The organism is Cytobacillus sp. ABV4_503 (assembly GCF_056158445.1).
Genome location: NZ_JBSWTH010000001.1, coordinates 3,343,393 through 3,365,193 on the forward strand (window position 1 = coordinate 3,343,393; position 21,801 = coordinate 3,365,193).

The following is a 21,801-nucleotide window of genomic DNA, read 5'->3' on the forward strand; positions in this document are numbered from 1 at the left end:
TTCGAAATTGTTTTTACATTAACAACCTATGTGAGAAAGAGTAATCTTGTACTAATGAAAATACCTATTTTTTAGGTACTAGCCCTAGAGCATACTGTAGAAACTGTCTTTTAAATTGGAGAAAACGATTGCTGTAGTGAAAATTACAAGGAAGAATAAAAATAAGATTGCTTTATACATTTTACCAGCCCCACTATATAAAATTCCTAAAAAAGTACCACACAAGTTATAATTTTACCTGTTAGGAGAAGTACATACAACTAGGAAATAGTGGATTTTTTTGTCTGGTATATTAAAATTATGTTACAGGGAAATTTAAGTTCGATTAAACTTTCGTTCAAGCCGTACAATCCGCCGATGTAATTCTTCCTGTTTAATTTTTAGCTTTTCTGTTTCGCCACCTGAGATTTCTTTCATCATGTTAAAAGCTTTTTTTGCGTACATAATAGCCTGGTCTATATCCTTTAAGCGATGCTCATAGATCTTGGCCAGTTCAATGCATGATATTACCTTCATATTCATCAAGCCTTTTTCAGCAATATCCTTCCATAATTTTGCCGCCTCATCCCAGTTTTTATGTTTCTTATGCTCAAAAGCCAGTGCAAACCTGGCATTCAAAGCTTCAGAAGACTCTCCTCCGGATATTTTATTAAAGGCTGTCTTCGCCTGTGAAGATTCACCCAGTGTTGAAAGCCATCTTCCTACTTCATAGACCTCACGAGGAGTCTGTTTTTCATCCAGCTGCATTATTTGGAAAGAAAGATGTGTATACAGACTGATCAAGGATAAAATATCTATTTCATTATGTTTTATGATTCCCAGCATTCCTTCAGGATTTTTTCTTTCCACAAAATCAAAATAGATCATCGGTGCCAGAAAACCCGGAATATCATCCTTTCTTTCAATCCCCAAAACATCCTTTTCTACTGCACCAAGTTTTATCCTCTCGAGTTTGTGCTTCCACATTCTTCTTGCTGCATGATACAAATCAAAATGGCCAAATGGAGGAAGTTTTGGTACATGCTCCCTAAGAAGGGTATGCCTTGTTTTTACCTGCGGCCAGTCGAAAGCCTTCCCGTTGTATGTCACCATTGTTGAATAATCAATGCTTTCAAGAAAGCTCTTATACAATGGAATCTCGGCTCCAGGTTGAGGAAGGATATGCTGCTTCAGCTTTATTTTACTCCCGTGCAGACTGGCTTGGCCAAGCAGGAATATAGTATTGCCAGTACCTCCGCCCAGACCTGTTGTCTCCGTATCAAAAAAGAAAAGATTCTCCGGCCCATGACCGGCAGCAGACAGGGGATGCCTGATGTCTGAAGAATTCCAGGCCTCCACCGCCGCTGTAAACTGTCCAAAAGAATAGATTCCATGCATTTGATCAAGGCTATACTCCTTTTCCCTTACTAGGCAATAGGAGTCCTCAAAATAATATGGATAGACATTTTCGGATTCCCATACTTCTTTGAATGGCACATCGATATTATTCTTTGACAACTTTATGGGAGATGACTGTTTATCCTCTGTGCCGAGATGGCCTTTTAACCTGTTCAGTTTGTTTTTAATGGACAATTCTATCACCCGCATCATTAACACCATTTTTAAAAGAGCTAAGTATCTTCAGTACGTCTTTTTTTGCCGTTTCTAATGAAGTATCTGTTCCGGTGCAGGAAGGACAGCCCTGGTCACATGAACATCTGCTTACCATTTCCATCGTTTCGTGCATGATATGTTCTATTCCCCCAAAAATTTTCTCGCTTAACCCTACACCGCCGGGGTACCTGTCATAGAAAAAGATTGTCGGTTTTTCATTATGGGATGCTTTTACCTGGGGGACAACATGAACATCCTGAGGATCACACATAACAAATAGCGGCACTATATGCTTCAGGGCATGCGCTGTTCCGATGAGTCCCTGCTCAAGCCGATCTTCCTTATAATTTAAGGATTCCTTGTTAAACGAAAGCCAGGTTGAGCTTGTATGAAGTTCTTCTTCCGGAAGTGTTATTGGACCAGATCCGATATTTTCATGTGTTTCAAACTTAATTTTCTTAAAGATCGTAGCCATTGCCACTACACTTACATCCCCAAACCCTACTTCTCCAATGGTGGATGTTCTGAGTTTATCCTGTTCCAGCACCTTTAGCTCAACTGCCAGGTTAGCATCTGTAAAATAGTCTACATCCACTTCGCGGACAAAGGCTTTTTTCTCTTCCCAATCAAGCATTTCCACCTGAAACTGGGTCCCCTGGTGGAGATAAATTGCTTCTTCATGCAGAAGAGTCATAGCGGAAAAGCGGTCCATTTCCCCAATAACTTTCACATTCGCGATATCTGATTGATCGATTATAACGACATTTTCCTGTGATGCTGAACGGAGGCTGATGTTATGGGCAGGAAATGAGTCTTTCATCCAATAGAATTTATCTCCGTTTTGATGCAATATCCTTTCTTCTGCCAGGTATTCCAATACCTCTTCAGTTTCAAAGGTGCCAAAACGTTCCCCGGCATTAAAAGGAAGCTCATAGGCTGCACACTTGATATGATCCACCAGAATAATAAGGTTATCTGGATTAATTCTGGCTGTTTCAGGACTTTTATTAAAAAAGTATTCAGGGTTTTGAATAACATATTGGTCGAGTGGACTGGAGCTTGCCACCATGATGACAAGCGATTCACCATGCCTTCTGCCTGCACGTCCAGCCTGCTGCCATGAGCTGGCAATTGTACCGGGGTATCCAGTCATGATACAAACCTGCAGCTGTCCGATGTCCACTCCGAGCTCAAGGGCATTTGTGCTGACAACTCCATAAATCTCCCCTGAACGAAGTCCTTTTTCTATTTCCCGCCTCTGGGTTGGCAGATACCCCCCTCGATAACCCCGAATAGCTTTAAATCCCAATTTATGCTTTACAAGCTCCTGGAGGTAGGTCAGAAGAATCTCGACTCTGACTCTGCTTCTTGCAAACACAATGGTCTGGATTTTGTTTTTCAGAAGTTCACCTGCTAGCTTTCTCGCTTCCAGAGTAGCGCTTCTTCTAATATTAAGCGGTTTATTGACAATAGGAGGATTGTAAAATACAAAATGCTTTTTCCCGCTCGGGGCTCCATTATTATCTACGAGTTTCATCGGCTTTTCTGTAAGCTTTTCTGCGAGTTCCAATGGATTTGCAATTGTTGCAGAAGTACAGATAAAAATGGGGTCACTCCCGTAAAAGCGGCAAATACGTCTAAGGCGGCGTATGACATTGGCTACATGGCTTCCAAATACTCCTCTGTAAATATGAAGTTCATCTATGACCACATACTTCAAATTTTCAAACAAAGACACCCATTTTGTATGATGGGGCAATATCGCAGAATGAAGCATATCCGGGTTTGTTATAACCACATGCCCAGCCCTGCGTACCTTTTGCCGAATGTTTGCTGGTGTATCCCCGTCGTATGTATAGGAATTGATATCCAATCCAGACTCCTGGATGATTTCATTGATTTCGCTTTTTTGGTCCTGAGCCAGGGCTTTTGTCGGAAACATATAAAGCGCCCTAGCATCTGGATCATTGACAATCGTCTGCAGGACTGGAAGGTTGTAGCAAAGCGTTTTTCCTGAGGCTGTTGGAGTAACTGCTACAAAACTGTCCCCATTAATGGCTGTACGATAAGATGTTTTTTGATGTGTATAGAGCCTTGTAATGCCCCTTTTTTGCAATGCCTCTATTAATGAGGGATGAATATCTTCCGGAAGGCAGGCAGTCTTAGCCTCTTTTTCTTCTATTGTATGCCAATGGACAATATTATCTTTATATTGCTGTTCAGATATAAGTTCTTTCATGATTTCAGGCAGATTTTTACGTACTTTCATCTATTTCACCTCATACCCCTATTCTAGCGAATAAACGTTCGTTCTAACAGAGCAAACTCTTAAATTCCATTAACTTTTTATGGAAATATTCTATTAAACTTTAAAATCTTCGTCCGCAATTCCTCTTAATCAGATTTCATGGAAAAAATTGACTGAAAGTTCCAAATATAGGACAATATTATGTATATTTTTCATTTATTTAAAAGAGGTGAAGCCATGCTGCACAGCATTTTAAAATCAGCAGCGGTGTTTTTGTTAATACTGATTGGATTTATCCTGATTCTTCTTCTTCCCCGGGAACAAGAGGTAACTGTTTTTTCGGCGTTTCATGTTGAAGCGGATTATCCCTTTAGCTTGGAAATATATAAAAAGAGAATACAAGATTTTACTGATTATATAGTAACTGAAAAAGGTTTGGGTGATGCAAGGAGCGGACGGCCAGTCAGTGAGGAATCAGCGATATTTGTTATGCGCAGCATTAAGATTATATTGCCGGCTTTTATGGCCAGCATGCTCATTGGCACACTGATGGGTGCACTCCAATTTTACAGGAGAAAAAAATTCACCGGGAAGCTGCAGAACTTTCTTTCATGGCTGTTTTCTTCCGTACCCGATTTTTTTCTTTTTATTGCCATTCAATATCTTTTGATTCTGATGATGCAGCATGGGCTGCCCCACTTTAAGCTTTATGGGCATGAAAATTGGTATAGCTTTTTACTGCCTCTCATTTCTTTATCCGTGTTTCCATTTCTTCATATGTCCCGTTTCACGTCGGCTGCACTTGAAAATGAAATGGGGGAAGAATATGTGCGCACAACCTATGCGAAAGGTCTGGGCGACTTTAAAGCACTCCTGCATATGCTCTGGAATTGCTGGTCCCCCATTTTGAACCAGGCGCAGCTGGTGATGCTCTATATCCTATCCAGCCTGCCAATCATTGAAAAGCTGGCTGGCTATAATGGGGCAGGCAAGGAGCTGCTATTCAGCATATCTTCTAATGATGAAATAAAGGCACTGTCCCTAATGCTCCCTTTCCTCTTTATCATGTTTATAACTATTGTCCTTTCACAGATAGTAAAATTCTGGCTCGTGCCAAAAGGAAGGTTGTGATGGAGTATGCGCTTTTCAATATGGTTTAAGAAACATGCCTTATTTTGTATAGGAACTGTTTTGCTGCTGATATTATTGGCAATCACGTTTGCCGGACCATATCTTCCTTTTGTAGACCGCGAGTTAACAAAGATTACATACATCCTTAATGAGGATAAAAGCCAGTTATACCCCCATATCCGCCATCTGAGGATTACCTCTTCGGCACTGACAAAAGCGGAAGAGATTTGCTCAGCCTGGTCATATTGGGAGCAAAAGAAACCATTTTGCTGGTTGCCTGTATAACTGTCCTGCGATATGCACTGGCCATTCCGCTCTCCTTTCTTGCTCACAAAAAGTGGATGGGTACACACCTCCTCCTTAAATGGCTTAATGGACTGCTGTCATATATTCCAACCATCATCATTGTCATGCTTCTTGCCATGCTTCCGCCATTTTTGTTAACTGAACACCGGCCTCTATTCCTGCTTCTAATTATAGGTATGGCAGAAATGCCCCGTGCTGCAGAAATGATAAAGCTGGAATTTGATCAGATATCTTCCAAGGAATATATATATGGAGGAATTGCTGCTGGGGCTTCACCTTACAGGCTTTTCAGAACATACTATCTGCCTTTTCTTTTTAGTAAGCTTCTTGTATATATGGTTACAGACCTTGGAAAAGTCATGTTTTTGCTTGGTCAATTAGGGTTTGTCGGCATTTTTATTTCCCAGGATTTAGTCCAATCTATGGGAGGAGATTGGCAATTGATCAATAATTCGATTTCTTGGCCTATGATGCTGATGAAGGCCTTTGAGGATATAAGAGGCCCGATTTGGATTCCTTTCTTCCCAGCTTTTGCAATGACCTGCGCCATCTTAACTTTTAATATATTCGCTCAGGGATTAAAATCATTTTTCACCAATAAAGTCCGATATATTTAGGTGTTCCAGCCGGCCTATCCATTTAAGGGCCTGATTTTATATAATAAGCTTTTTTTAATATAAAGTTTATGAATGTTTTTTGTTACAATAAGCTTAATAGGACAGACGCAAGAGGTGGATTATGAGAGCAGAAGAAATTAAGGGAGTTCTTTCCCAGTTCTCTCTTTTTAAAGAACTGAACAATGAAGAGCTGGATAAAGTGGTAGAGATATCAATTTCTCGGGAATGGAAAAAAGGAAGTCACGTTTTTCTTCAGGATGACCCGCTTGACAATGTTTATTTTATTAACTGCGGCAGAGTTAAGATTTATAGAAGTGACATTAATGGAAAAGAGCAGATTGTTGCCATCTTAACAAAAGGCGAGATGTTCCCTCATGTAGGATTTTTTAGAAAAGGCGGGTATCCGGCTTTTTCGGAGGTGCTTGAAAATGCTCAGCTCGTCGTTGTGCCAATTTTGCAATTCGAAAAGGTACTAATTGAGAACCCTGAGCTGTGCATAAAGGTGTTTAAAGTTCTGGGCGAGAAGATTGTCGATCTGCAGGAGAGGCTGGAAGCGCAAATTTTAAACAATACTTATGAACAAATCATCAAATTGCTTGTCCGTCTTGCCAAAATGCATGGGCAAAAGCGTGAAGACGGCAGCTTTATTTTAAAAGGAGACTTCACCAATAAAGACCTTGCCAATATGATTGGCACTACAAGGGAAACGGTCAGCAGGACTTTAACAAAAATGAAAAAAGAAATGTTAATTGAAACAGATCAGGATGGACATTTAATCATAGATCCTGATCAGCTCTTAGAGACAATCTTTTAAAAACCGCACTATGCGGTTTTTTTCTTTTACCTTAATGCCGGCAGGAACATCCACCCAATGGGCAGCATAGGATATGTTGAAAAATCCTGTTTGAGAGGGGATGGATGTATATATGGAGGATCCAAAGAAAAAAGACCGAAATGAGCCATTTGGTGACTTAATGAAATCGATGAATCAGCTTTTTCATGAAAAACCCGTTAGAGGATTTCTGCAGACTATGGATGATTTCTTTAAGAATCCCTTCCCAACTTCTTCTTCCTTCCATGTCGATGTTGCGGAAACCGAAAAAGAACATATCATTAGTGCAGAACTTCCAGGAATAAATAAAGAGCAAATACAAATTGACATCCTGGACAATTATATAACCATTTCTGTCAAGTCCACTGAGATGATAACAGAAGAGGATGAGAAAAATAAAGTTTTCCGAAGACAGCAAAGCATGCAGCGTTCCAGCCGGACCGTTCCCCTTCCCCAGCCAGTTAATGAAAAGAAAGTAAAGGCAGTTTACCAAAATGGCCTTCTGCAAATCACAGTGCCAAAGCAGCAGGGAAAAAGAATCGTGATCGATGAAAGCTGATCCTGCCTGCAAGCCATGTAAAATTGATTCACTAATAAGGTCGGGTTAAACAAAAACAAGCAGTATCAATGCCTGCTTGTTTTTGTTTGAATAAACTGAATCAAAGGTGCTAATTAGCTGTTTAGTTTAGATGTATCAATCCAATTATTGAAATACCCGGTCGGAACACTGAAGTAATCTTTTGTGAAGGATATAAACTCCTTCGTATCGACCTCTTTATAACGGAAATTTTGATAATAATCGGACAAGAACTGCATCCCCACTGCTTTAGGGGATTCCCCTTTTAAGGGATACTTTTCCTGAATCATTTGTAAAATCTCCAGAGCAGGCTGCCCGTAGATATAGCCTGTATGCTTTACCTCATTAACCGGCACATTTGAATATTGCCTGCCAAAGCCAGCTTCTTCAATGGCCTCCATTCGATAATGGGAAATGCCAAATGCCTGTCGTTCAGCCTGATTTTGACCTGCATAGAAGTACATAGAGGTGGCAAATTCAGTAATTCCTTCATCAATCCATGCATTATTGTATGGGTCATTGGCCACTACGCCATAAAAATACTGATGAGCAATCTCATGGACAATAGAAATATCATAAAACCTCTTATCATCAATATATGGGTTAATAGTTACAATACCGGGATATTCCATAAATTGTCCATCATCCAATACGATGTCAAGCTGTTTATGCGGGTAGTCTCCTATATTATCCTGATAGAATGTTAATGCATTTTTTGCCAGAGTTAATGAAGCTTCATGATCTTTATCATGATTGCTTCTTGAAAATAATCTGACCTTCACACCGTCTTTCGCTTCCGTTTCATAAACTTCCATATCTTTCATGACAGCAATGAAGAAGTCTCTGACATTTTTGGCTTTAATATTCCCTTCATTTTTCCCTTCTGCCGGATCTTTGTCTGCTGTAGAAGCCAGAGAATACCCTTTTGGAAGTTTATAGGAAACGTTGAAATCAGAGAAGCCTGTATGAAATGTTTCCAGCCCTTCCATATAAGGCTCTTTATTCCATTTGCCTTTTTGATATACTGCAGCCATAGGGTACCATTGAGCAAGATAATAGTTTGTGTCTACTTTTGAAAAGCGGCTGCCTTTGTCAGGGACTGTAAATGCATATTCAATCTTTACATTATGTCTGCTTTTATCTTTCATTTCAGGTTTTAACTTTATGGTTAACGTATCACCCTTTAACTTAAAAGACGCTTTTTGCCCATTCACTGTCACCTTCCTGATATCTGCCTCAGACGTTCCTTCAACAGAATCAAATGTATGACCCTCTGTAAAAACATTTGGAATAAAATAAAATACAAGCTCTTTCCATTCTTTATTTGATTGGTTTTTCATTTGGATAGTAGCATCGGCAGTGAAATAGCCTTCGCCATTCATTTTCAGATCAATGTTGTAATCCGCGTGGCTTCCGCTTCTAACGCCAATATTGGCGTCTTTTGCTGCAGTTACATAGATTCCAGCACCAGCAAAAGCAATGACTAATGCAGAAAAGGCTGCTTTAGGGGCAGAAAAAGACCAAAATTTCTTTTTTCGGCCATATTGTTTTCTGGAAGGCTGAATTAACGGTTCATGCCCTGTCCTAATCCATGGTGTACGCTGGTAATTTGACTGAAATCGATTCTTCAATCCATTTGCCAGGAGACTGAAGGATACTGTTGTATATAAAAGGACCGCAAGCGGCGCAACTAATATATGAGTGTTTCCATAGATGTTCAATCTTGCCTGCCCAACAAGCCCTGACAGCTCTTTTGTAGCTGATAGGTATATGATGGGGTCAAATCTCATAATGGTTCCGCCGACAAAAATATTCAAAAGCGCCAGCTGTCCCATAAGAGCAATCACATACACAATTTCAAGTATAAACATAACAAGGAACGTTTCCTTTAACTGAGGGAATATATGCTTCCAAATCAAACGGTGTTTTCCAGCTCCCAGTGCTTTGGCCGCTTCAATATAAACGGATTTAGATAATTCAGCGGTTTTAAGCCTTACAGATGACACTATGCTGGGAATGCTTATGATTGACGCAATAACTATAAAGTAGACTATTAATACATTTTGCTTAAGGCTGCTGTTGAAGCTTATTGGCGCCAGGAAAAAATACAGGATCAGAAACAGCGGAACATAGCTCCATGCATTTTCAAAAGCAATCAGCCAGCCTGGTGTCCTTTTCAAGCTGCCAGCATACAAACCGATGATGGTTCCGAAAGCCATTTTAATGATCGTAACAGCAGCTGCAATAAAGACAGTGTATCTTAATCCATATAAAATCATGGACAAAAGATCGTAGCCCCATTTGTCAGTCCCCAGAGGATAGGAGGATGATTCAAAGGGCTCCAATGGCGGAGCCAAAACCTTCCCGTCTGTATATTGTGTTTCCAATGCCGAAGTCAATGAATGCGGTGCAAGAATAGGCCCAAATATGCTGAAAAATAACAGGACTGCAACCATAAGAATTCCGATAATCAAGGAGTAATTTATTTTTAGCATCTTATTCATAGATAAAACCCCGTTTAAACAGATAGAATATGAGTCTGTTAGAAATATAGACAATTAGAGAAATTAAAAGCATGGCAAACAAGCCAATTGCGATCGGCTGGACCTCATTGCTCTGAAAAATAAATTTCGTTATGCCGGAGACATTCATAATATGTTCAATAATGAAGAGATTGCCAATGGCCAGGGAAATCACCTTGATTAGCTCAGATTTAATAAATGGCTCCAAATTTTTAAATACATGCTGAAAATTTATGTAATTCAAGCTCATTCCTTTAGCAACTGCAGTCTTAATATAGTCCTCCCCGCTTGTTTGATAATATTTTACCGAAACAAGCTTAAATAGATATAGAGTTGGAGCTAAGCTTGCGAGCACTGTTGGAAACCAGATGTTAAGGGCTCCTCCATCCGGCCTGAGTGAAATCACTCTGATCCCCGTCATTTTATAAATTTTAACGGCAAGAATCATAGACATTACAATGATTATAAAGTCGGGTATGGACGCAAGGATATTCAAGAAAGCCCCAAAAAGCTTAGTAAGCCTGAAACGGCTGATAAAAACTCCGAAAATAAGACTTATAACTAAGGAAGCATTCACAGCTATCAATACAATTAACAGACTTGTAGTAAAGTTATCAGCAATATCCCCGGCTATAGGACGAGTTTGCCGGCCGAGCTGATAGGTACCCAGGCTGCCCCCGCTTACTTCTTTAATAAAATCACCATAAATCTGAGGTAAACTTTCAAAGCTCCAATCAAGACTCCCGCTTAATGGATCAACAGAAATAATTTTTGGCATTGCCGCAAGAAGCAAAATCAATATAAATATGATAAATATTTGCTGAAGCGCACGAACCATACAAATCCCCCTTCAATGACCATGAGCCATTTTTCTATTTTTCACTTTTATCTAAATTTTGTCAATCATACAATTACATTTTCCTGGTTAATAATTCCTGTTTTTTGGGAGTTGCAAATAATAGACCAGCTATTTTATTTTCAAATATATTTAATTTTTTTTCAAGTCTGATTTTTATATATAATTCCATGCCACTATAATAATAGACAAAAAAAAAGGCCATTTCGGCCATGATCAGTTAAGCTTTAAATATTCCGCCAATTCCTTTTACCATTGATGACACTTGCGTTACAGCTGACATCATCTGACCTGCGGTGTCCACCATTTTATTGAGATCAAGCGAACCATCCTGGGCTTTAAAGGAATTCATAATGCTTTGCACTCCGGATGGCTGTTTAGGAATGAATGATTGTTTAGGATACGGATTCATATACGGCATCTGCTGCAGCGGACTTGCTTGCCTGAGTTCCGTAATAATCTTCAGATTCTAATGGGTTTTGAAAAACACCAGCATTTTTCGAACCGGTCTTTGCGTAGTATCCTTGGTCATAGTTATGCTGCGGATAGGGATTTGGTGAATAATTTTGCTGCTGCAATCCTGCCATCTGAGGCGGCTGATGATACTCCATATTATAAGGCATATAATAAGGGCTATACTGTCCAGCAGAATTATAATAATTCTGCATTGGCTGCTGCCTCATATAAAATTGGCCATTCGCCCCCATATAAAATGGATCCATGTATATACTTTGATTTAAATGGCCGTATGGCTGAAGATGGCTCGCTCTATTCATTACTCGGCCAAACATGGGCAAACATCCTCCCCATTCAAAAAATATAAGTATATTAGCAATAATTCCAGGCAAAAGCCTTCTAATTATCACCAATATAATATATGAAAGATTTGCCCAGAATGTGAAAGGATCATTAAGATTAATAATGGAAGCGGTTTCCGTTTTTGTCTAACTATGAAGAATGGTGTCGGAAGTTTGATTTTTTTAAAAACGATGAAAAATAAATTTTCATGATAGGATATAAAAAACAAAACAGTTTCTTGTCCCCTTTTTCATTTACCGGGCTGCGGGGAAGGAATTTCTCCGCGAATCAATATTCAGAGGAGGCAATATCATGAATGTTCACGAACTAAAAATGAAGTTTCATCAGCTGCGGGAGTATACTCCTGAAAATGTTAATGAATTATTGGATTTTGCTAAAAAGGCCTATATCCATAATGAAATTTCCAGTACAGATTATCGAAATCTCGTTCGTGAGCTTGAAGCTCAAGGAGCGGCCGTTCCGGAAAGCTACAAAGATAACACCCTCCAGGATTCAGTAAATGCATAAGAAATTTTAAAAAAGGGATCCTATTTCAGGTTCCCTTTTTTTCTTCACCTGCTAATTTTATCAATTGCTTTAGGACATACACGGCGGAATTAACATAATTAATGAACCTGGTTTTGCTTGTTTCAGGGAAAAATGCCTGAATGGAAACCATTTCAATATGTTCAGCAGCAGATTCAATCTGCTGAGGATAAAGATTTCGGGGTTTATGAATGCCAATCCACTTCAGGGCTTCATCTTTCCATCTATCATTTATGGATTTAACATCATCAGCAAAAGGTTTGACTTCATTATAAAAATCACCCTTTTCACCTGATTCCTTAACTTTTTTAAACCTGCTGTCTGAGATTTCCACATATTCAAGCAGCTGTTCTGTCATTTGCAGCAGTACTTTTTCACGATTCATTCAGCTTCATCTCCAAAAATAAAAGTAGCTAGTCAACATTAGCTACTGAAGGATACTGCTATTCTATGCCAATTAGAAGCCAAGTTCAAGCTTCATTCCTGCTGACCTTTTTGCGTCTTCTATATTGTCTGCCTCAGACTTGATTACTGTCATATCCACTTCAATCGCTTCCAGCCTGCTTTCGCAAACCTCCAGTTTTTCTGTCTGTTCATAATACCAATCCTGACGAAGTCCCGACAAATTAGATTCCAGTACATTTTCAAGCTCTTCCAGCTGATCATATATTTCTGTAAGCATGGCCAGCAATTCATCTTTTTCTACCATTTTTCCCTGCATACAAAAAACCTCCCGATTTCTATTTCTCCTTGCTTCCTGCAATAAAATACGACGAAGGATACAGTGAAAATTTTGCTGTGTGCCTACATAATTCTATTTCGCTCGTAGGTTTCCTCCATGCATGACAAAACTAGAAGTGATTCGTCAAAGAAAGTACTAATTTGCATGTCAGCAACATGGTTTCGACAGCCCCCGGAAGAATGAAAATAGCGTCATTGAACAAACTAATTAACGGAGGTGTAATGTAATGGCAAAAAAAGAAAAACAAAATAAAGCACAGCCAAAAAAGCTGGAAGAAACAAAAACAGGCTATGGCAATAAGAAGCTTGAAGGCCCTGACCGCCCTTCAACTTAAAAGAACAAAGGCGGAAGCGCCTTGATCAGCCCCCGACAGGCATAAGACGAATTACGCAGGAAATCCTGATTTCTGGAGTGATTTGGCTTATGACCCGAGGGGCTAGGCGCTGGAGCTGGATGCAGATATTTTTTCATCAAAGTTATTACATTGTTATACTTTATAAATTCATATAAAAGCAAGGGCTTCCTTGCTTTTTTTCACTGTTCCGCTAACAAAGCAAGCGAATTAATTTTCCCAGCTTCGCAGCAGTATGAAGCTGTTTCTGCTTATGCAAATACCATTTTGTAATATGGACAGGGTGTTTTAGGACAACTGATTCTGATGACCATTTACTCTTAATGCGATTTTTTACAGACCAATCATTAAATTGATGAATGTGATGTGTGATTATTGGGTATGTACAGCGTAAGAAAGGGGTGGTTCTCCGTTGTCTTCCCATAAAGTATTTCTCATAATCATGCCTTGAACCAGTATGAATTGTGCCTGAAGCAAATTCATACACGTCCCCATAATAGCTGGTGTCAAATAAGATTTCTGCCAGCCGTTTTCCAAGATCAATTCTTTTGGACACCGATCGGAAACCATTTACACTTGCCCCGTATAATTCCCCTTTACACGTAGGGAAGATTACAGAACTAAAATGAAGATAGTCCTGAAAGGAAAAAAGCAATGTATGAAAAACTTTATTCTTATAAATTTCATGTTCCATTACTGGTTCTTGGATAACATTTTGTTCATTGATAATCAGTGAGATCATTAACCTCTTTTTATTTCTATTTTTCCAGAAAAAAAGCCACTCCTGTTCCATAAATGCCGATACATGAAAAATTTTTAATAAATGAAACATTGGCCTATTTATTTTCGTCGAATAATGATAGAGGAGCAATTGTGGAAATGCATCCTGAAAAATCAGCCAATTGGCCCTTTCATATGTAATATAAAGCATATCCCTCAATTTCTTTCCTATCAATTTAGGAAAACAGCTTCCTTCAAGATCACACATATTCCAGCCGGCATTTCGAGACACCATGGAAGCAAGAAACGCCCAGCGAATCTCAGGATGCTTTTTATAAAACCGGAAATAGGCTTCCGTTCTTGAAATATTGTCCAGGTTATATTTTGCTGTCATCTTCATAATATGATCCATAATTGCCTGTTCCTTTTTCTCATGGCTGTCCAAGAATTTCCCAGGAAGGAACATCTCATTTCACCTCAGAAACTGATTGGTCTATCTTTAGCCAGCAGGCAGACATGCCAAATGACTCTGTAACACGATTAAAACCGGAAATAATGCTCAAATGGAGTTTCCTATATACTTTGTTATTTAGAACTTTTTATTCAGCCAAATCAAGCTTACTTTTGTTATTATAGGGAGGAGTTTAAAACGAGGTGAATGCATGAATTTCCATTATCCTAATGGCAGAAGATATACCCCACCTGCTAATAGCGCCAAAAAATTAACACCAGAGAAGAAATGGACCTACAGCAATCGTGGAATGACATTGGAGGAAGATATAAATGAAACCAATGAATTCTATTTGGAACAGGGAATAGCCACTATTCATAAAAAGCCTACTCCTGTTCAAATCGTCCAGGTCGATTATCCAAAGAGAAGTGCGGCCGTTATTAAAGAAGCATATTTCAAACAAGCTTCAACAACCGATTATAATGGTGTGTATAAAGGGAGATATATTGATTTTGAAGCAAAAGAAACTCAGAACACGACCTCCTTCCCTTTAAAGAATTTTCATGAACACCAGGTGAAGCACATGGAGAAGGTACTAGCCCAGCAAGGGATTTGTTTTGTTCTTCTCCGCTTTTCTGCTACCGAAGAAGTTTTCCTTTTAGAAGCACATCATTTGCTCTCATACTGGGAGAGAATGAAGGATGGGGGAAGAAAATCAATTACCAAGGGTGAAATCGAAATGCATGGCCATCACATTCCGCTTGGATTTCAGCCCAGAATTGACTATATTAAGATAATAGATTATCTTTATACCCTTAAATAAGTTTTTTTACAGTTCCATTGTTAAGAAAGGATGAACATAGATATGACTGAAAAATATCAATCAAGAGAGGAGCGCCGCAAACAGCAATCCAAGCCTAAAAAGAAGGGCGGGAAAAAAGGCACAGGCACTTTTAAACGTATTTTTCTTATTTTAATTGCCCTCGGAATTGCTGGAATGCTTTTAGGAGCAGGCGCTTTTGCTTTTATGGTGAAAGACGCACCAAAACTTGATGAAAAATTGCTGAAGGATCCAATTTCTTCACAGATTTACGATATGGATGGCGAATTCATTACAGATGTAGGATCCGAAAACCGTGATTATGTCGCTTATGAAGATATACCCAAACTAGTGGAAGACGCCTTTTTGGCAACTGAGGATGTCCGCTTTTACAAACATAATGGGATGGATTTAATACGATTAGGCGGTGCAGTAATTGCCAACGTAACTCGCGGATTTGGTTCGGAAGGGGCGAGTACGATTACCCAGCAGGTGGTAAAGAACTCCTTCTTAAATAATGAAAAAACGCTAAGCAGGAAAGCTCAGGAAGCCTGGCTCGCCTTCCAGCTTGAGCGCAAGTATACAAAACAGGAAATCTTTGAAATGTATGTAAACAAGATTTATATGTCTGAAGGGCATGGAGTTTTAACGGCATCGAAAATCTTTTTCGGTAAAGAACTTGCTGAGCTGGAGCTGCATGAAGCAGCCCTTTTAGCCGGCATGCCGCAAAGCCCGAACAATTATAATCCTTTTGATCATCCTGACAAGGCAGAGAAAAGAAGAAATATTGTCCTTTCTTTAATGAATCAGCATGGTTTCATTACAAAAGAAGAAATGGAAGCAGCCCAAAAAGTTCCTGTGGAATCTACACTTGTGGCTGAAGAAAAAGAGAAACAAATGAATCAAAATATGATTCCTTTATCGACGTTGTCTTGGATGAAGTGGAAGATAAATACCCGGATCTAAACCCTTATTCTGATGGACTAAAAATTTATACGACCTTGGATCCTGATGCACAGAAGCACGTAGAAAACATCTTAAACACTGATGCAGCGGTAGCGTATCCAGATGACGAGTTCCAGGCGGGAATCACCCTGCTTGATACAAAAACCGGTGAAATCAGAGCAATTGGCGGAGGACGCAATCAGGAAGTAAAACGCGGATTTAACTTTGCCGTAGATCAAAAAAGACATGCTGGTTCAACTTTTAAACCGATTGTCGATTATGGACCTGCAATCGAATATTTAAAATGGGGAACCTATCATACTATAGTTGATGAACCCCACACATATTCCGGAGGAACAAAGATCAATAACTGGGATGGAAAGCATATGGGCCCTATGTCTATGCGTGAAGCCCTTGCCCGTTCCCGCAATATCCCTGCCCTGAAAACACTTCAGGAAGTAGGGACTGATAAAGCATTGGAATTTACTAATAAATTAGGCATTCCAATGGAAGAGATGTATGAGTCCTATTCTATCGGCGCTTATGAGGTTTCCTCTCTGCAGGTAGCCGGCGCATACAGTGCATTTGGAAACAATGGGTTTTACACTGAGCCTCATGCCATCAAGCAAATTGAAATGCGTGACGGCACAAAGCTTGATTTGAAACCTGAATCTGAAGTAGTAATGAAAGATTATACAGCATTTATGATCAGTGATATGCTGAAAAGCGTAGTTAAGTCTTCTTATGGAACCGGCCGTCTGGCAGATGTTCCAGGATTGCCTGTAGCAGGAAAAACGGGGACTACAAACTACACCGATGAACAGGAACAGGAGTTTGGAATTCCTGGAGGTGCTGTGCCTGATGCCTGGTTTGCAGGATATACAACTAACTATACAGCGGCTGTCTGGACCGGCTACCAGGATAGAAAAAATTATATCCCGGCAGGCGATGAGCAAAAAATTGCTCAAAAACTGTTCAGCAGCTTAATGTCACATGTATCAGAAGGGAAAGAAACAGAAGACTTCAAGGTCCCTAATTCAGTTGAGAAAGTAGCGATTGAAAAAGGCAGCAACCCTGCCAAACTGGCAAGCCAATTCACGCCTAAGGACCAAATCATTTATGAGTATGCTGTAAAAGGCAATGCTCCGACACAAGTGTCTGAGAAGTTTGATAAACTGGACTCCCCTTCTGGCCTTTCAGCGAACTTTGACCAGGAGACAAATGAAATTACATTATCATGGGAATATCCAGAAGATGCAGAAGGCACTCAATTTGAAGTGACGGTATCCGTAAATGAAGGCGGAGATCAGCAGCTTAGCGTTACTTCAGAAAAAGGCTTAAAAATTGCCAATCCCCAGCCAGGAGCTGTATATACCTTTAAAGTAACAGCATTTAACGGTGATCAGCAAAGTGACCCAGCTACTGTAAAAGTAGAAATCCCTGATCCAAGCGTCATCGAAGAAGATGAAACTGAAGGTGAAGGACAGGATGGAACTGGCGAAGAAGAACAGGATGGTCAAGAAGGTCAAAATGGTGAAGACGGCCAGGGCGGAAACCAAAATGGAGACGGTTCTGGAAATGGTAATGGTAATGGTGATGGTTCCGGAGATGGATCCGGAGATGGATCCGGAGATGGTGAAGGAGCCGGAAACGGTGATGGTGATGGTTCCGGAGAAGGTGATACCGGTACCGGAGAAGAGAACGGAACGGGTACTGGAGGAGGTACTGGCAGCGGCGGAAACGGCACTGGCAGCGGAACCTCAGGCTCGAGCGGTTCTGGAAATGGATCTGGCACATAACTAAATAGAAGTAAAGAGCTGACTCAGTGATGAGTCAGCTCTTTTTTGTCTATGTACTGCTGAGTTTTTTTGGAAATGAGCTGTACTGGTACACTTTTACGCGGGTTATGGGGGGTTGTGGCACACTACCTCCTTTTATACGTGAAACTCTGGGGTTCGCGCGGAACTCGACCTTTTGTGCGCGCATTTCACCAGTTTGCGCGCGCTTTCCTTCCTTTTGAGCGCGGCTTTTTTTTAGTTACGCGCGAAACTCTGGGTCTTGCGCGGATCTCAATCTTTTGTGCGTGCATTTCTACAGTTTGTGCGCGCTTTCGTTCCTTTTGCGCGCGGCTTAATGGAATTTTTGCACGGCACTTGCAGTTCGTGCGGCCTATTAAAACTGATGACCTTTTTCTCTAGCCATAGAAAAAAGCGCCTATCATTTACAGGCGCTTTCTCTTTATTTTTTCCAATGCAAGCATCTTCATATATTGCTTTTCCATTTCAGCCATTAGTTCAGACAGCTGTATATAAGAATGATAAAAAGCCGGTCGTGCAAAAATGAAATTAAGCCGTTCTTTAAGGTTCATTGGCTTTATTGGCAATTCTCCAGGATCTGACTGAAGGTTTACCGGTTTGCTGTTTGCCCAATACAATAGCTGTAAAAATACTCCCAAAGATACTTTCATCGGACCTAAGGCTGCCTTCTGGTCCCGGTTTGAGAAGTGCATTTCCAAAACTTGTCTCTGCCCTGCCCACTCATTCATTAAGACCGGAATATATTTATCGCTGGTTTCCCAAGGCCTTACAGCAGGTATGCCCGCATAAAAAGCCGCATCATATAAAAATGGCAGGAGAGGCTGATAAGCTGAAAGGGATCCTTCTTTTACAGCCAATGAATCATTCTTTTTGTAAAACAAGGGATGGCATAATTGTTCTGTAACAGGAATGGCTATCTCCCCGGTCATTTTGCTTGCTTTACCTTCATTCGTTTTTTGCCTTCCCGGCACAAATCCAGCAGAGGGCAAATCTCACATTGAGGATTCTGTGCCTTACAGTGGTATCTTCCAAAAAAGATCATACGATGATGAGTTATTGACCATTCATCCATCGGCACTTTCTTCATTAATGTCTTTTCAACTTCAAGTACAGAGTCCTTCCAGCGGCAGAAGCCAAGCCTTTTGCTTACTCGTTCAACATGAGTATCCACTGCAATGGCAGGCACTCCATAAGCCACTGAGACAACGACATTAGCAGTTTTGCGGCCTACTCCAGGAAGTTTTGTAAGCTCATCCCTGTCGCGCGGCACTACACCCTCATATTCATCCAGAAGCAATCTGCATAGCTTTTGGATATTCTTAGCTTTGTTGCGATAAAGACCAATAGAGCGGATATCCTCCTGCAGTTCCTCAAGGGTAACATTAAGGTAATCCTGGGGTGTTTTATACTTTTGAAACAGGTTTTTTGTCACTTTGTTTACCAAAGCATCAGTACATTGTGCCGATAGTGCTACAGCTATGACCAGTTCAAATGGATTGGAATGATTTAATTCACAGTGTGCTTCCGGGAACATTTCCCCCATTGCATCAAGGCAGTATCTAATTTGTGTTTTATTTAACAAAGAAATCACCAACTTACTATCTTCAAAATTTTGGATGCTGCTTAAGCCTGCTTACTGTTCAAGCCAATTATAAAAGGGAACGGATTTCGTTGTCTGTGATGAAGTGTCTTCCCTCTTCGTCCTTTGCTGTGCCTGGTTCTGCCTGAATTTTTTGCCATAGCTTTTTGCCTGTTCAATCGTTTTTATGCCGTTCTTTTTCCATTCAAAAAGAATCCGGTCTATATATCTGAAATTCAGTTTGCCGGATAGGACAGATTCTCTTAGTGCTGCTTTTATTATATGAGGATCATGGTGATCATCATCCATCCAAAGCGCAAGTGTTTCACATTCAAAAGGTGAAAGCGGCCTGCCGAATTCCCTTTCAAAGCAAGTATAAAGATCTGTTTCCTCTTGCTGACTCTTAACTGCTTCCTCTTTTTTGCCGGTGAGCAGAAACTTGTCAATAAGTTTCTCCCAAAGCGGATCAAGATGGTATCTTTCATATCTGATGCCATCAGCAGAGTAGCTATCTTTAATGTCAATAAAGCCTTTTTGGATTAGTTTTCTTAGCAGATCCGTACATTCAGCCACAGAAATGGTCATGCGGGAAGATAATTCTACAGGGGTGGGAAATTCATTCCCGTGTTCAATATAGGAAATTACATGAAGAATTAAGACGAGTTCATGCTCATTCAAATTCATTTCTTTATATTGTGACAGCAGGACTCCAGGTATTGAAATATTTCCTTCCTGAAGCCATTTTAATAAACTACTTTTAGACATTCGGGACACCTCCTTATCAGTATATCATGAACATAGCGGCCAAAGTGAGATGAAAAACCGGTAACTTTTCCATGAAGATTCAGCTTGACTGTTTCTTCTAAAAGATCTAGCGGGAATCGGAAGAAGCAAAAAATCCGCGGAAGGCGGATTTTTGCTTTATCTCAATTAATTTTTAATTATGGATATAGACGGTTTAATAAACGAGGAAACGGAATTGTTTCACGTACATGCTCAACGCCGCTGATCCAGGCAACTGTTCTTTCAAGACCAAGACCAAATCCGGAATGCGGCACTGAACCATATTGGCGAAGCTCCAAGTACCATTTGTAAGCATCCATATCTAATTTATGTTCATCAAGGCGCTGCTTGAGGAGGTCGTAGTCGTGAATACGCTCAGAGCCGCCGATGATTTCTCCATAACCTTCAGGTGCAATCAAGTCGGCACATAATACAACATCTTCTCTTGATGGATCAGGCTGCATATAGAACGGTTTCAGTGAAGTTGGATAGTGTGTGATAAAGACTGGCTTATCATAGCTTTCTGCAATTGCTGTCTCATGCGGTGCACCAAAGTCGTCTCCCCACTGGATATCATCAAAGCCTTTTTCCTGAAGAAACTTAATTGCTTCATCATATGTGATGCGCGGGAATGGTGCCGTAATTTTTTCAAGCTTCTCCGTATCACGGCCTAATGTTTTCAGCTCAATAGAACAGTTCTTTAGAACAGATTGTACAATATGAGCTACATATTCTTCCTGTACTTTTAAGTTATCATCAAACTCACAGAAAGCCATTTCAGGTTCAATCATCCAAAATTCAATTAAATGACGGCGAGTTTTGGATTTTTCAGCTCGGAAGGTCGGTCCGAATGAAAATACCTTTCCGAGAGCCATAGCAGCTGCTTCCATATAAAGCTGGCCGCTTTGTGATAAATAAGCATCTTCATCAAAATACTTTGTGGCAAAAAGTTCTGAAGTGCCTTCTGGGGCGCTTCCCGTCAGAATTGGCGGGTCAACCTTGGAAAAACCTTGCTCATTGAAAAACTCATATGTTGCCCGGATAATTTCATTTCTGATTTTCATGACTGCATGCTGCCGGCGGGAGCGCAGCCATAGGTGACGATTGTCCATCAGGAATTCAGTTCCATGTTCTTTAGGGGTAATCGGATAATCTACCGCCTGATGAATAACTTCCAGGCCTGTAACCAGCATTTCAAATCCGAAAGGTGAACGCTCATCCTTTTGAATCTTGCCAGTAACATAAACGGAAGATTCCTGAGCAACTGATTTTGCACCCTGAAAAATCTCTTCCGGCACTTCCGCTTTTACTACAACACCTTGTATAAAACCAGTCCCATCACGCAGCTGCAAAAATGCAATCTTTCCGCTTGAGCGTTTATTGGCAATCCAGGCTCCAATCGTAACTTCCTGATCAACATATTTATGAACTTGAGAAATTGTTGTTTTTATCAATTTATGTTCCCTCCAAAAAAATCTAAACAATCACTTCTTATGTATCGCTATATATTATACCTTCAAGCACATTGACAAGCAATAACAGTAAATTTTTATACGCTCTAAATAG

General features: G+C 40.2%; 19 protein-coding genes and 1 pseudogene. 7 read left to right on the forward strand and 13 right to left on the reverse strand.

What is annotated here, in order from left to right:
- Window positions 1-315: 315 nt before the first annotated feature.
- Window positions 316-1,572 (reverse strand): ribonuclease H-like domain-containing protein, encoded by a 1,257-nt coding sequence (locus tag ACXAD1_RS16775; protein WP_206838112.1) that lies wholly within the window; start codon window positions 1,570-1,572, stop codon window positions 316-318.
- Window positions 1,562-3,862, reverse strand: coding sequence for a DEAD/DEAH box helicase (locus ACXAD1_RS16780; protein WP_474910626.1), 2,301 nt, complete (start codon window positions 3,860-3,862; stop codon window positions 1,562-1,564). The genes ACXAD1_RS16775 and ACXAD1_RS16780 overlap by 11 nt, the downstream gene beginning before the upstream one ends.
- A 216-nt stretch (window positions 3,863-4,078) precedes the next feature.
- Here ACXAD1_RS16780 and ACXAD1_RS16785 point away from each other — a divergent pair, with 216 nt between their 5' ends.
- The 4 genes from ACXAD1_RS16785 to ACXAD1_RS16800 all read left to right on the forward strand — a co-directional run bounded on the left by ACXAD1_RS16785 (window position 4,079) and on the right by ACXAD1_RS16800 (window position 7,286).
- Complete coding sequence (locus tag ACXAD1_RS16785) at window positions 4,079-4,972, forward strand: ABC transporter permease subunit (RefSeq protein ID WP_206838117.1); 894 nt, start codon at window positions 4,079-4,081, stop codon at window positions 4,970-4,972.
- Between the two features lie 227 nt (window positions 4,973-5,199).
- The gene (locus ACXAD1_RS16790; RefSeq protein ID WP_474910627.1) at window positions 5,200-5,895 is read left to right on the forward strand and encodes an ABC transporter permease subunit; all 696 of its coding nucleotides are present in this window, start codon (window positions 5,200-5,202) and stop codon (window positions 5,893-5,895) included.
- 121 nt (window positions 5,896-6,016) lie between these two features.
- Window positions 6,017-6,709, forward strand: a complete 693-nt coding sequence (locus ACXAD1_RS16795) for a Crp/Fnr family transcriptional regulator (protein WP_474910628.1) — start codon at window positions 6,017-6,019, stop codon at window positions 6,707-6,709.
- A gap of 112 nt (window positions 6,710-6,821) precedes the next feature.
- On the forward strand, window positions 6,822-7,286 hold the full coding sequence (locus tag ACXAD1_RS16800; RefSeq protein WP_206838125.1) for an Hsp20 family protein: 465 nt from the start codon (window positions 6,822-6,824) through the stop codon (window positions 7,284-7,286).
- A 113-nt stretch (window positions 7,287-7,399) separates the two neighbouring features.
- Here the strand turns inward: ACXAD1_RS16800 and ACXAD1_RS16805 are convergent, their stop codons facing one another.
- The 4 genes from ACXAD1_RS16805 to ACXAD1_RS16820 form a co-directional block, all read right to left on the reverse strand.
- Window positions 7,400-9,808 (reverse strand): ABC transporter permease subunit, encoded by a 2,409-nt coding sequence (locus ACXAD1_RS16805; RefSeq protein WP_206838129.1) that lies wholly within the window; start codon window positions 9,806-9,808, stop codon window positions 7,400-7,402.
- Window positions 9,801-10,664 carry an ABC transporter permease subunit gene (locus ACXAD1_RS16810; RefSeq protein WP_206838131.1) on the reverse strand — a complete coding sequence of 288 codons (864 nt, stop codon included), beginning with the start codon at window positions 10,662-10,664 and terminating at the stop codon, window positions 9,801-9,803. The genes ACXAD1_RS16805 and ACXAD1_RS16810 overlap by 8 nt, the downstream gene beginning before the upstream one ends.
- Window positions 10,665-10,902: 238 nt before the next feature.
- Window positions 10,903-11,094 (reverse strand): YppG family protein, encoded by a 192-nt coding sequence (locus tag ACXAD1_RS16815; RefSeq protein ID WP_474910629.1) that lies wholly within the window; start codon window positions 11,092-11,094, stop codon window positions 10,903-10,905.
- Window positions 11,078-11,473 (reverse strand): hypothetical protein, encoded by a 396-nt coding sequence (locus tag ACXAD1_RS16820; RefSeq protein WP_474910630.1) that lies wholly within the window; start codon window positions 11,471-11,473, stop codon window positions 11,078-11,080. Before ACXAD1_RS16820 ends, ACXAD1_RS16815 begins: the two co-directional genes overlap by 17 nt.
- 319 nt (window positions 11,474-11,792) lie before the next feature.
- Between ACXAD1_RS16820 and ACXAD1_RS16825 the strand changes: the two genes are divergently transcribed.
- A complete protein-coding gene (locus ACXAD1_RS16825; protein ID WP_009332703.1) occupies window positions 11,793-12,008 on the forward strand; it encodes a YppF family protein in 216 nt (71 codons plus the stop codon).
- Between the two features lie 25 nt (window positions 12,009-12,033).
- On the opposite strand, the gene ACXAD1_RS16830 is transcribed toward ACXAD1_RS16825, so the two are convergent.
- The 3 genes from ACXAD1_RS16830 to ACXAD1_RS16840 form a co-directional block, all read right to left on the reverse strand.
- A complete protein-coding gene (locus tag ACXAD1_RS16830) occupies window positions 12,034-12,411 on the reverse strand; it encodes a YppE family protein (protein ID WP_474910631.1) in 378 nt (125 codons plus the stop codon).
- Between the two features lie 72 nt (window positions 12,412-12,483).
- Window positions 12,484-12,747 carry a hypothetical protein gene (locus tag ACXAD1_RS16835; RefSeq protein ID WP_206838136.1) on the reverse strand — a complete coding sequence of 88 codons (264 nt, stop codon included), beginning with the start codon at window positions 12,745-12,747 and terminating at the stop codon, window positions 12,484-12,486.
- 566 nt (window positions 12,748-13,313) lie between these two features.
- On the reverse strand, window positions 13,314-14,306 hold the full coding sequence (locus tag ACXAD1_RS16840) for a DUF2515 domain-containing protein (RefSeq protein ID WP_474910632.1): 993 nt from the start codon (window positions 14,304-14,306) through the stop codon (window positions 13,314-13,316).
- Between the two features lie 196 nt (window positions 14,307-14,502).
- On the opposite strand from ACXAD1_RS16840, the gene recU reads away from it, so the two are divergent.
- Together recU and ACXAD1_RS16850 are read left to right on the forward strand one after the other, a co-directional pair.
- A complete protein-coding gene (gene recU / locus ACXAD1_RS16845) occupies window positions 14,503-15,114 on the forward strand; it encodes a Holliday junction resolvase RecU (protein ID WP_206838139.1) in 612 nt (203 codons plus the stop codon).
- Between the two features lie 42 nt (window positions 15,115-15,156).
- Window positions 15,157-17,855, forward strand: a pseudogene (locus tag ACXAD1_RS16850) (PBP1A family penicillin-binding protein).
- A 422-nt stretch (window positions 17,856-18,277) separates the two neighbouring features.
- On the opposite strand, the gene ACXAD1_RS16855 reads toward ACXAD1_RS16850, so the two are convergent.
- The 4 genes from ACXAD1_RS16855 to asnS all read right to left on the reverse strand — a co-directional run bounded on the left by ACXAD1_RS16855 (window position 18,278) and on the right by asnS (window position 21,686).
- Window positions 18,278-18,802: a YpoC family protein gene (locus ACXAD1_RS16855; protein WP_474910633.1), complete on the reverse strand. Its 525-nt coding sequence runs from the start codon at window positions 18,800-18,802 to the stop codon at window positions 18,278-18,280.
- Window positions 18,799-19,455, reverse strand: coding sequence for an endonuclease III (gene nth, locus ACXAD1_RS16860; RefSeq protein ID WP_206838147.1), 657 nt, complete (start codon window positions 19,453-19,455; stop codon window positions 18,799-18,801). The genes ACXAD1_RS16855 and nth overlap by 4 nt, the downstream gene beginning before the upstream one ends.
- Window positions 19,456-19,506: 51 nt before the next feature.
- Complete coding sequence (locus ACXAD1_RS16865) at window positions 19,507-20,217, reverse strand: DnaD domain-containing protein (protein ID WP_474910634.1); 711 nt, start codon at window positions 20,215-20,217, stop codon at window positions 19,507-19,509.
- A 176-nt stretch (window positions 20,218-20,393) separates the two neighbouring features.
- Complete coding sequence (gene asnS, locus ACXAD1_RS16870; protein WP_474911326.1) at window positions 20,394-21,686, reverse strand: asparagine--tRNA ligase; 1,293 nt, start codon at window positions 21,684-21,686, stop codon at window positions 20,394-20,396.
- Window positions 21,687-21,801 lie beyond the last annotated feature (115 nt).

Bases quoted from the DNA above. Each gene is read 5' to 3' on its own strand.
- recU (WP_206838139.1), top strand. From the start codon at position 14,503: ATGAATTTCCATTATCCTAATGGCAGAAGATATACCCCACCTGCTAAT.
- ACXAD1_RS16855 (WP_474910633.1), bottom strand. From the start codon at position 18,802: ATGACCGGGGAGATAGCCATTCCTGTTACAGAACAATTATGCCATCCC.
- ACXAD1_RS16825 (WP_009332703.1), top strand. From the start codon at position 11,793: ATGAATGTTCACGAACTAAAAATGAAGTTTCATCAGCTGCGGGAGTAT.
- ACXAD1_RS16865 (WP_474910634.1), bottom strand. From the start codon at position 20,217: ATGTCTAAAAGTAGTTTATTAAAATGGCTTCAGGAAGGAAATATTTCA.
- ACXAD1_RS16800 (WP_206838125.1), top strand. From the start codon at position 6,822: ATGGAGGATCCAAAGAAAAAAGACCGAAATGAGCCATTTGGTGACTTA.
- ACXAD1_RS16785 (WP_206838117.1), top strand. From the start codon at position 4,079: ATGCTGCACAGCATTTTAAAATCAGCAGCGGTGTTTTTGTTAATACTG.
- ACXAD1_RS16795 (WP_474910628.1), top strand. From the start codon at position 6,017: ATGAGAGCAGAAGAAATTAAGGGAGTTCTTTCCCAGTTCTCTCTTTTT.
- ACXAD1_RS16805 (WP_206838129.1), bottom strand. From the start codon at position 9,808: ATGAATAAGATGCTAAAAATAAATTACTCCTTGATTATCGGAATTCTT.
- ACXAD1_RS16815 (WP_474910629.1), bottom strand. From the start codon at position 11,094: ATGAATCCGTATCCTAAACAATCATTCATTCCTAAACAGCCATCCGGA.
- ACXAD1_RS16840 (WP_474910632.1), bottom strand. From the start codon at position 14,306: ATGTTCCTTCCTGGGAAATTCTTGGACAGCCATGAGAAAAAGGAACAG.
- ACXAD1_RS16830 (WP_474910631.1), bottom strand. From the start codon at position 12,411: ATGAATCGTGAAAAAGTACTGCTGCAAATGACAGAACAGCTGCTTGAA.
- ACXAD1_RS16780 (WP_474910626.1), bottom strand. From the start codon at position 3,862: ATGAAAGTACGTAAAAATCTGCCTGAAATCATGAAAGAACTTATATCT.
- ACXAD1_RS16835 (WP_206838136.1), bottom strand. From the start codon at position 12,747: ATGCAGGGAAAAATGGTAGAAAAAGATGAATTGCTGGCCATGCTTACA.
- ACXAD1_RS16810 (WP_206838131.1), bottom strand. From the start codon at position 10,664: ATGGTTCGTGCGCTTCAGCAAATATTTATCATATTTATATTGATTTTG.
- ACXAD1_RS16820 (WP_474910630.1), bottom strand. From the start codon at position 11,473: ATGTTTGGCCGAGTAATGAATAGAGCGAGCCATCTTCAGCCATACGGC.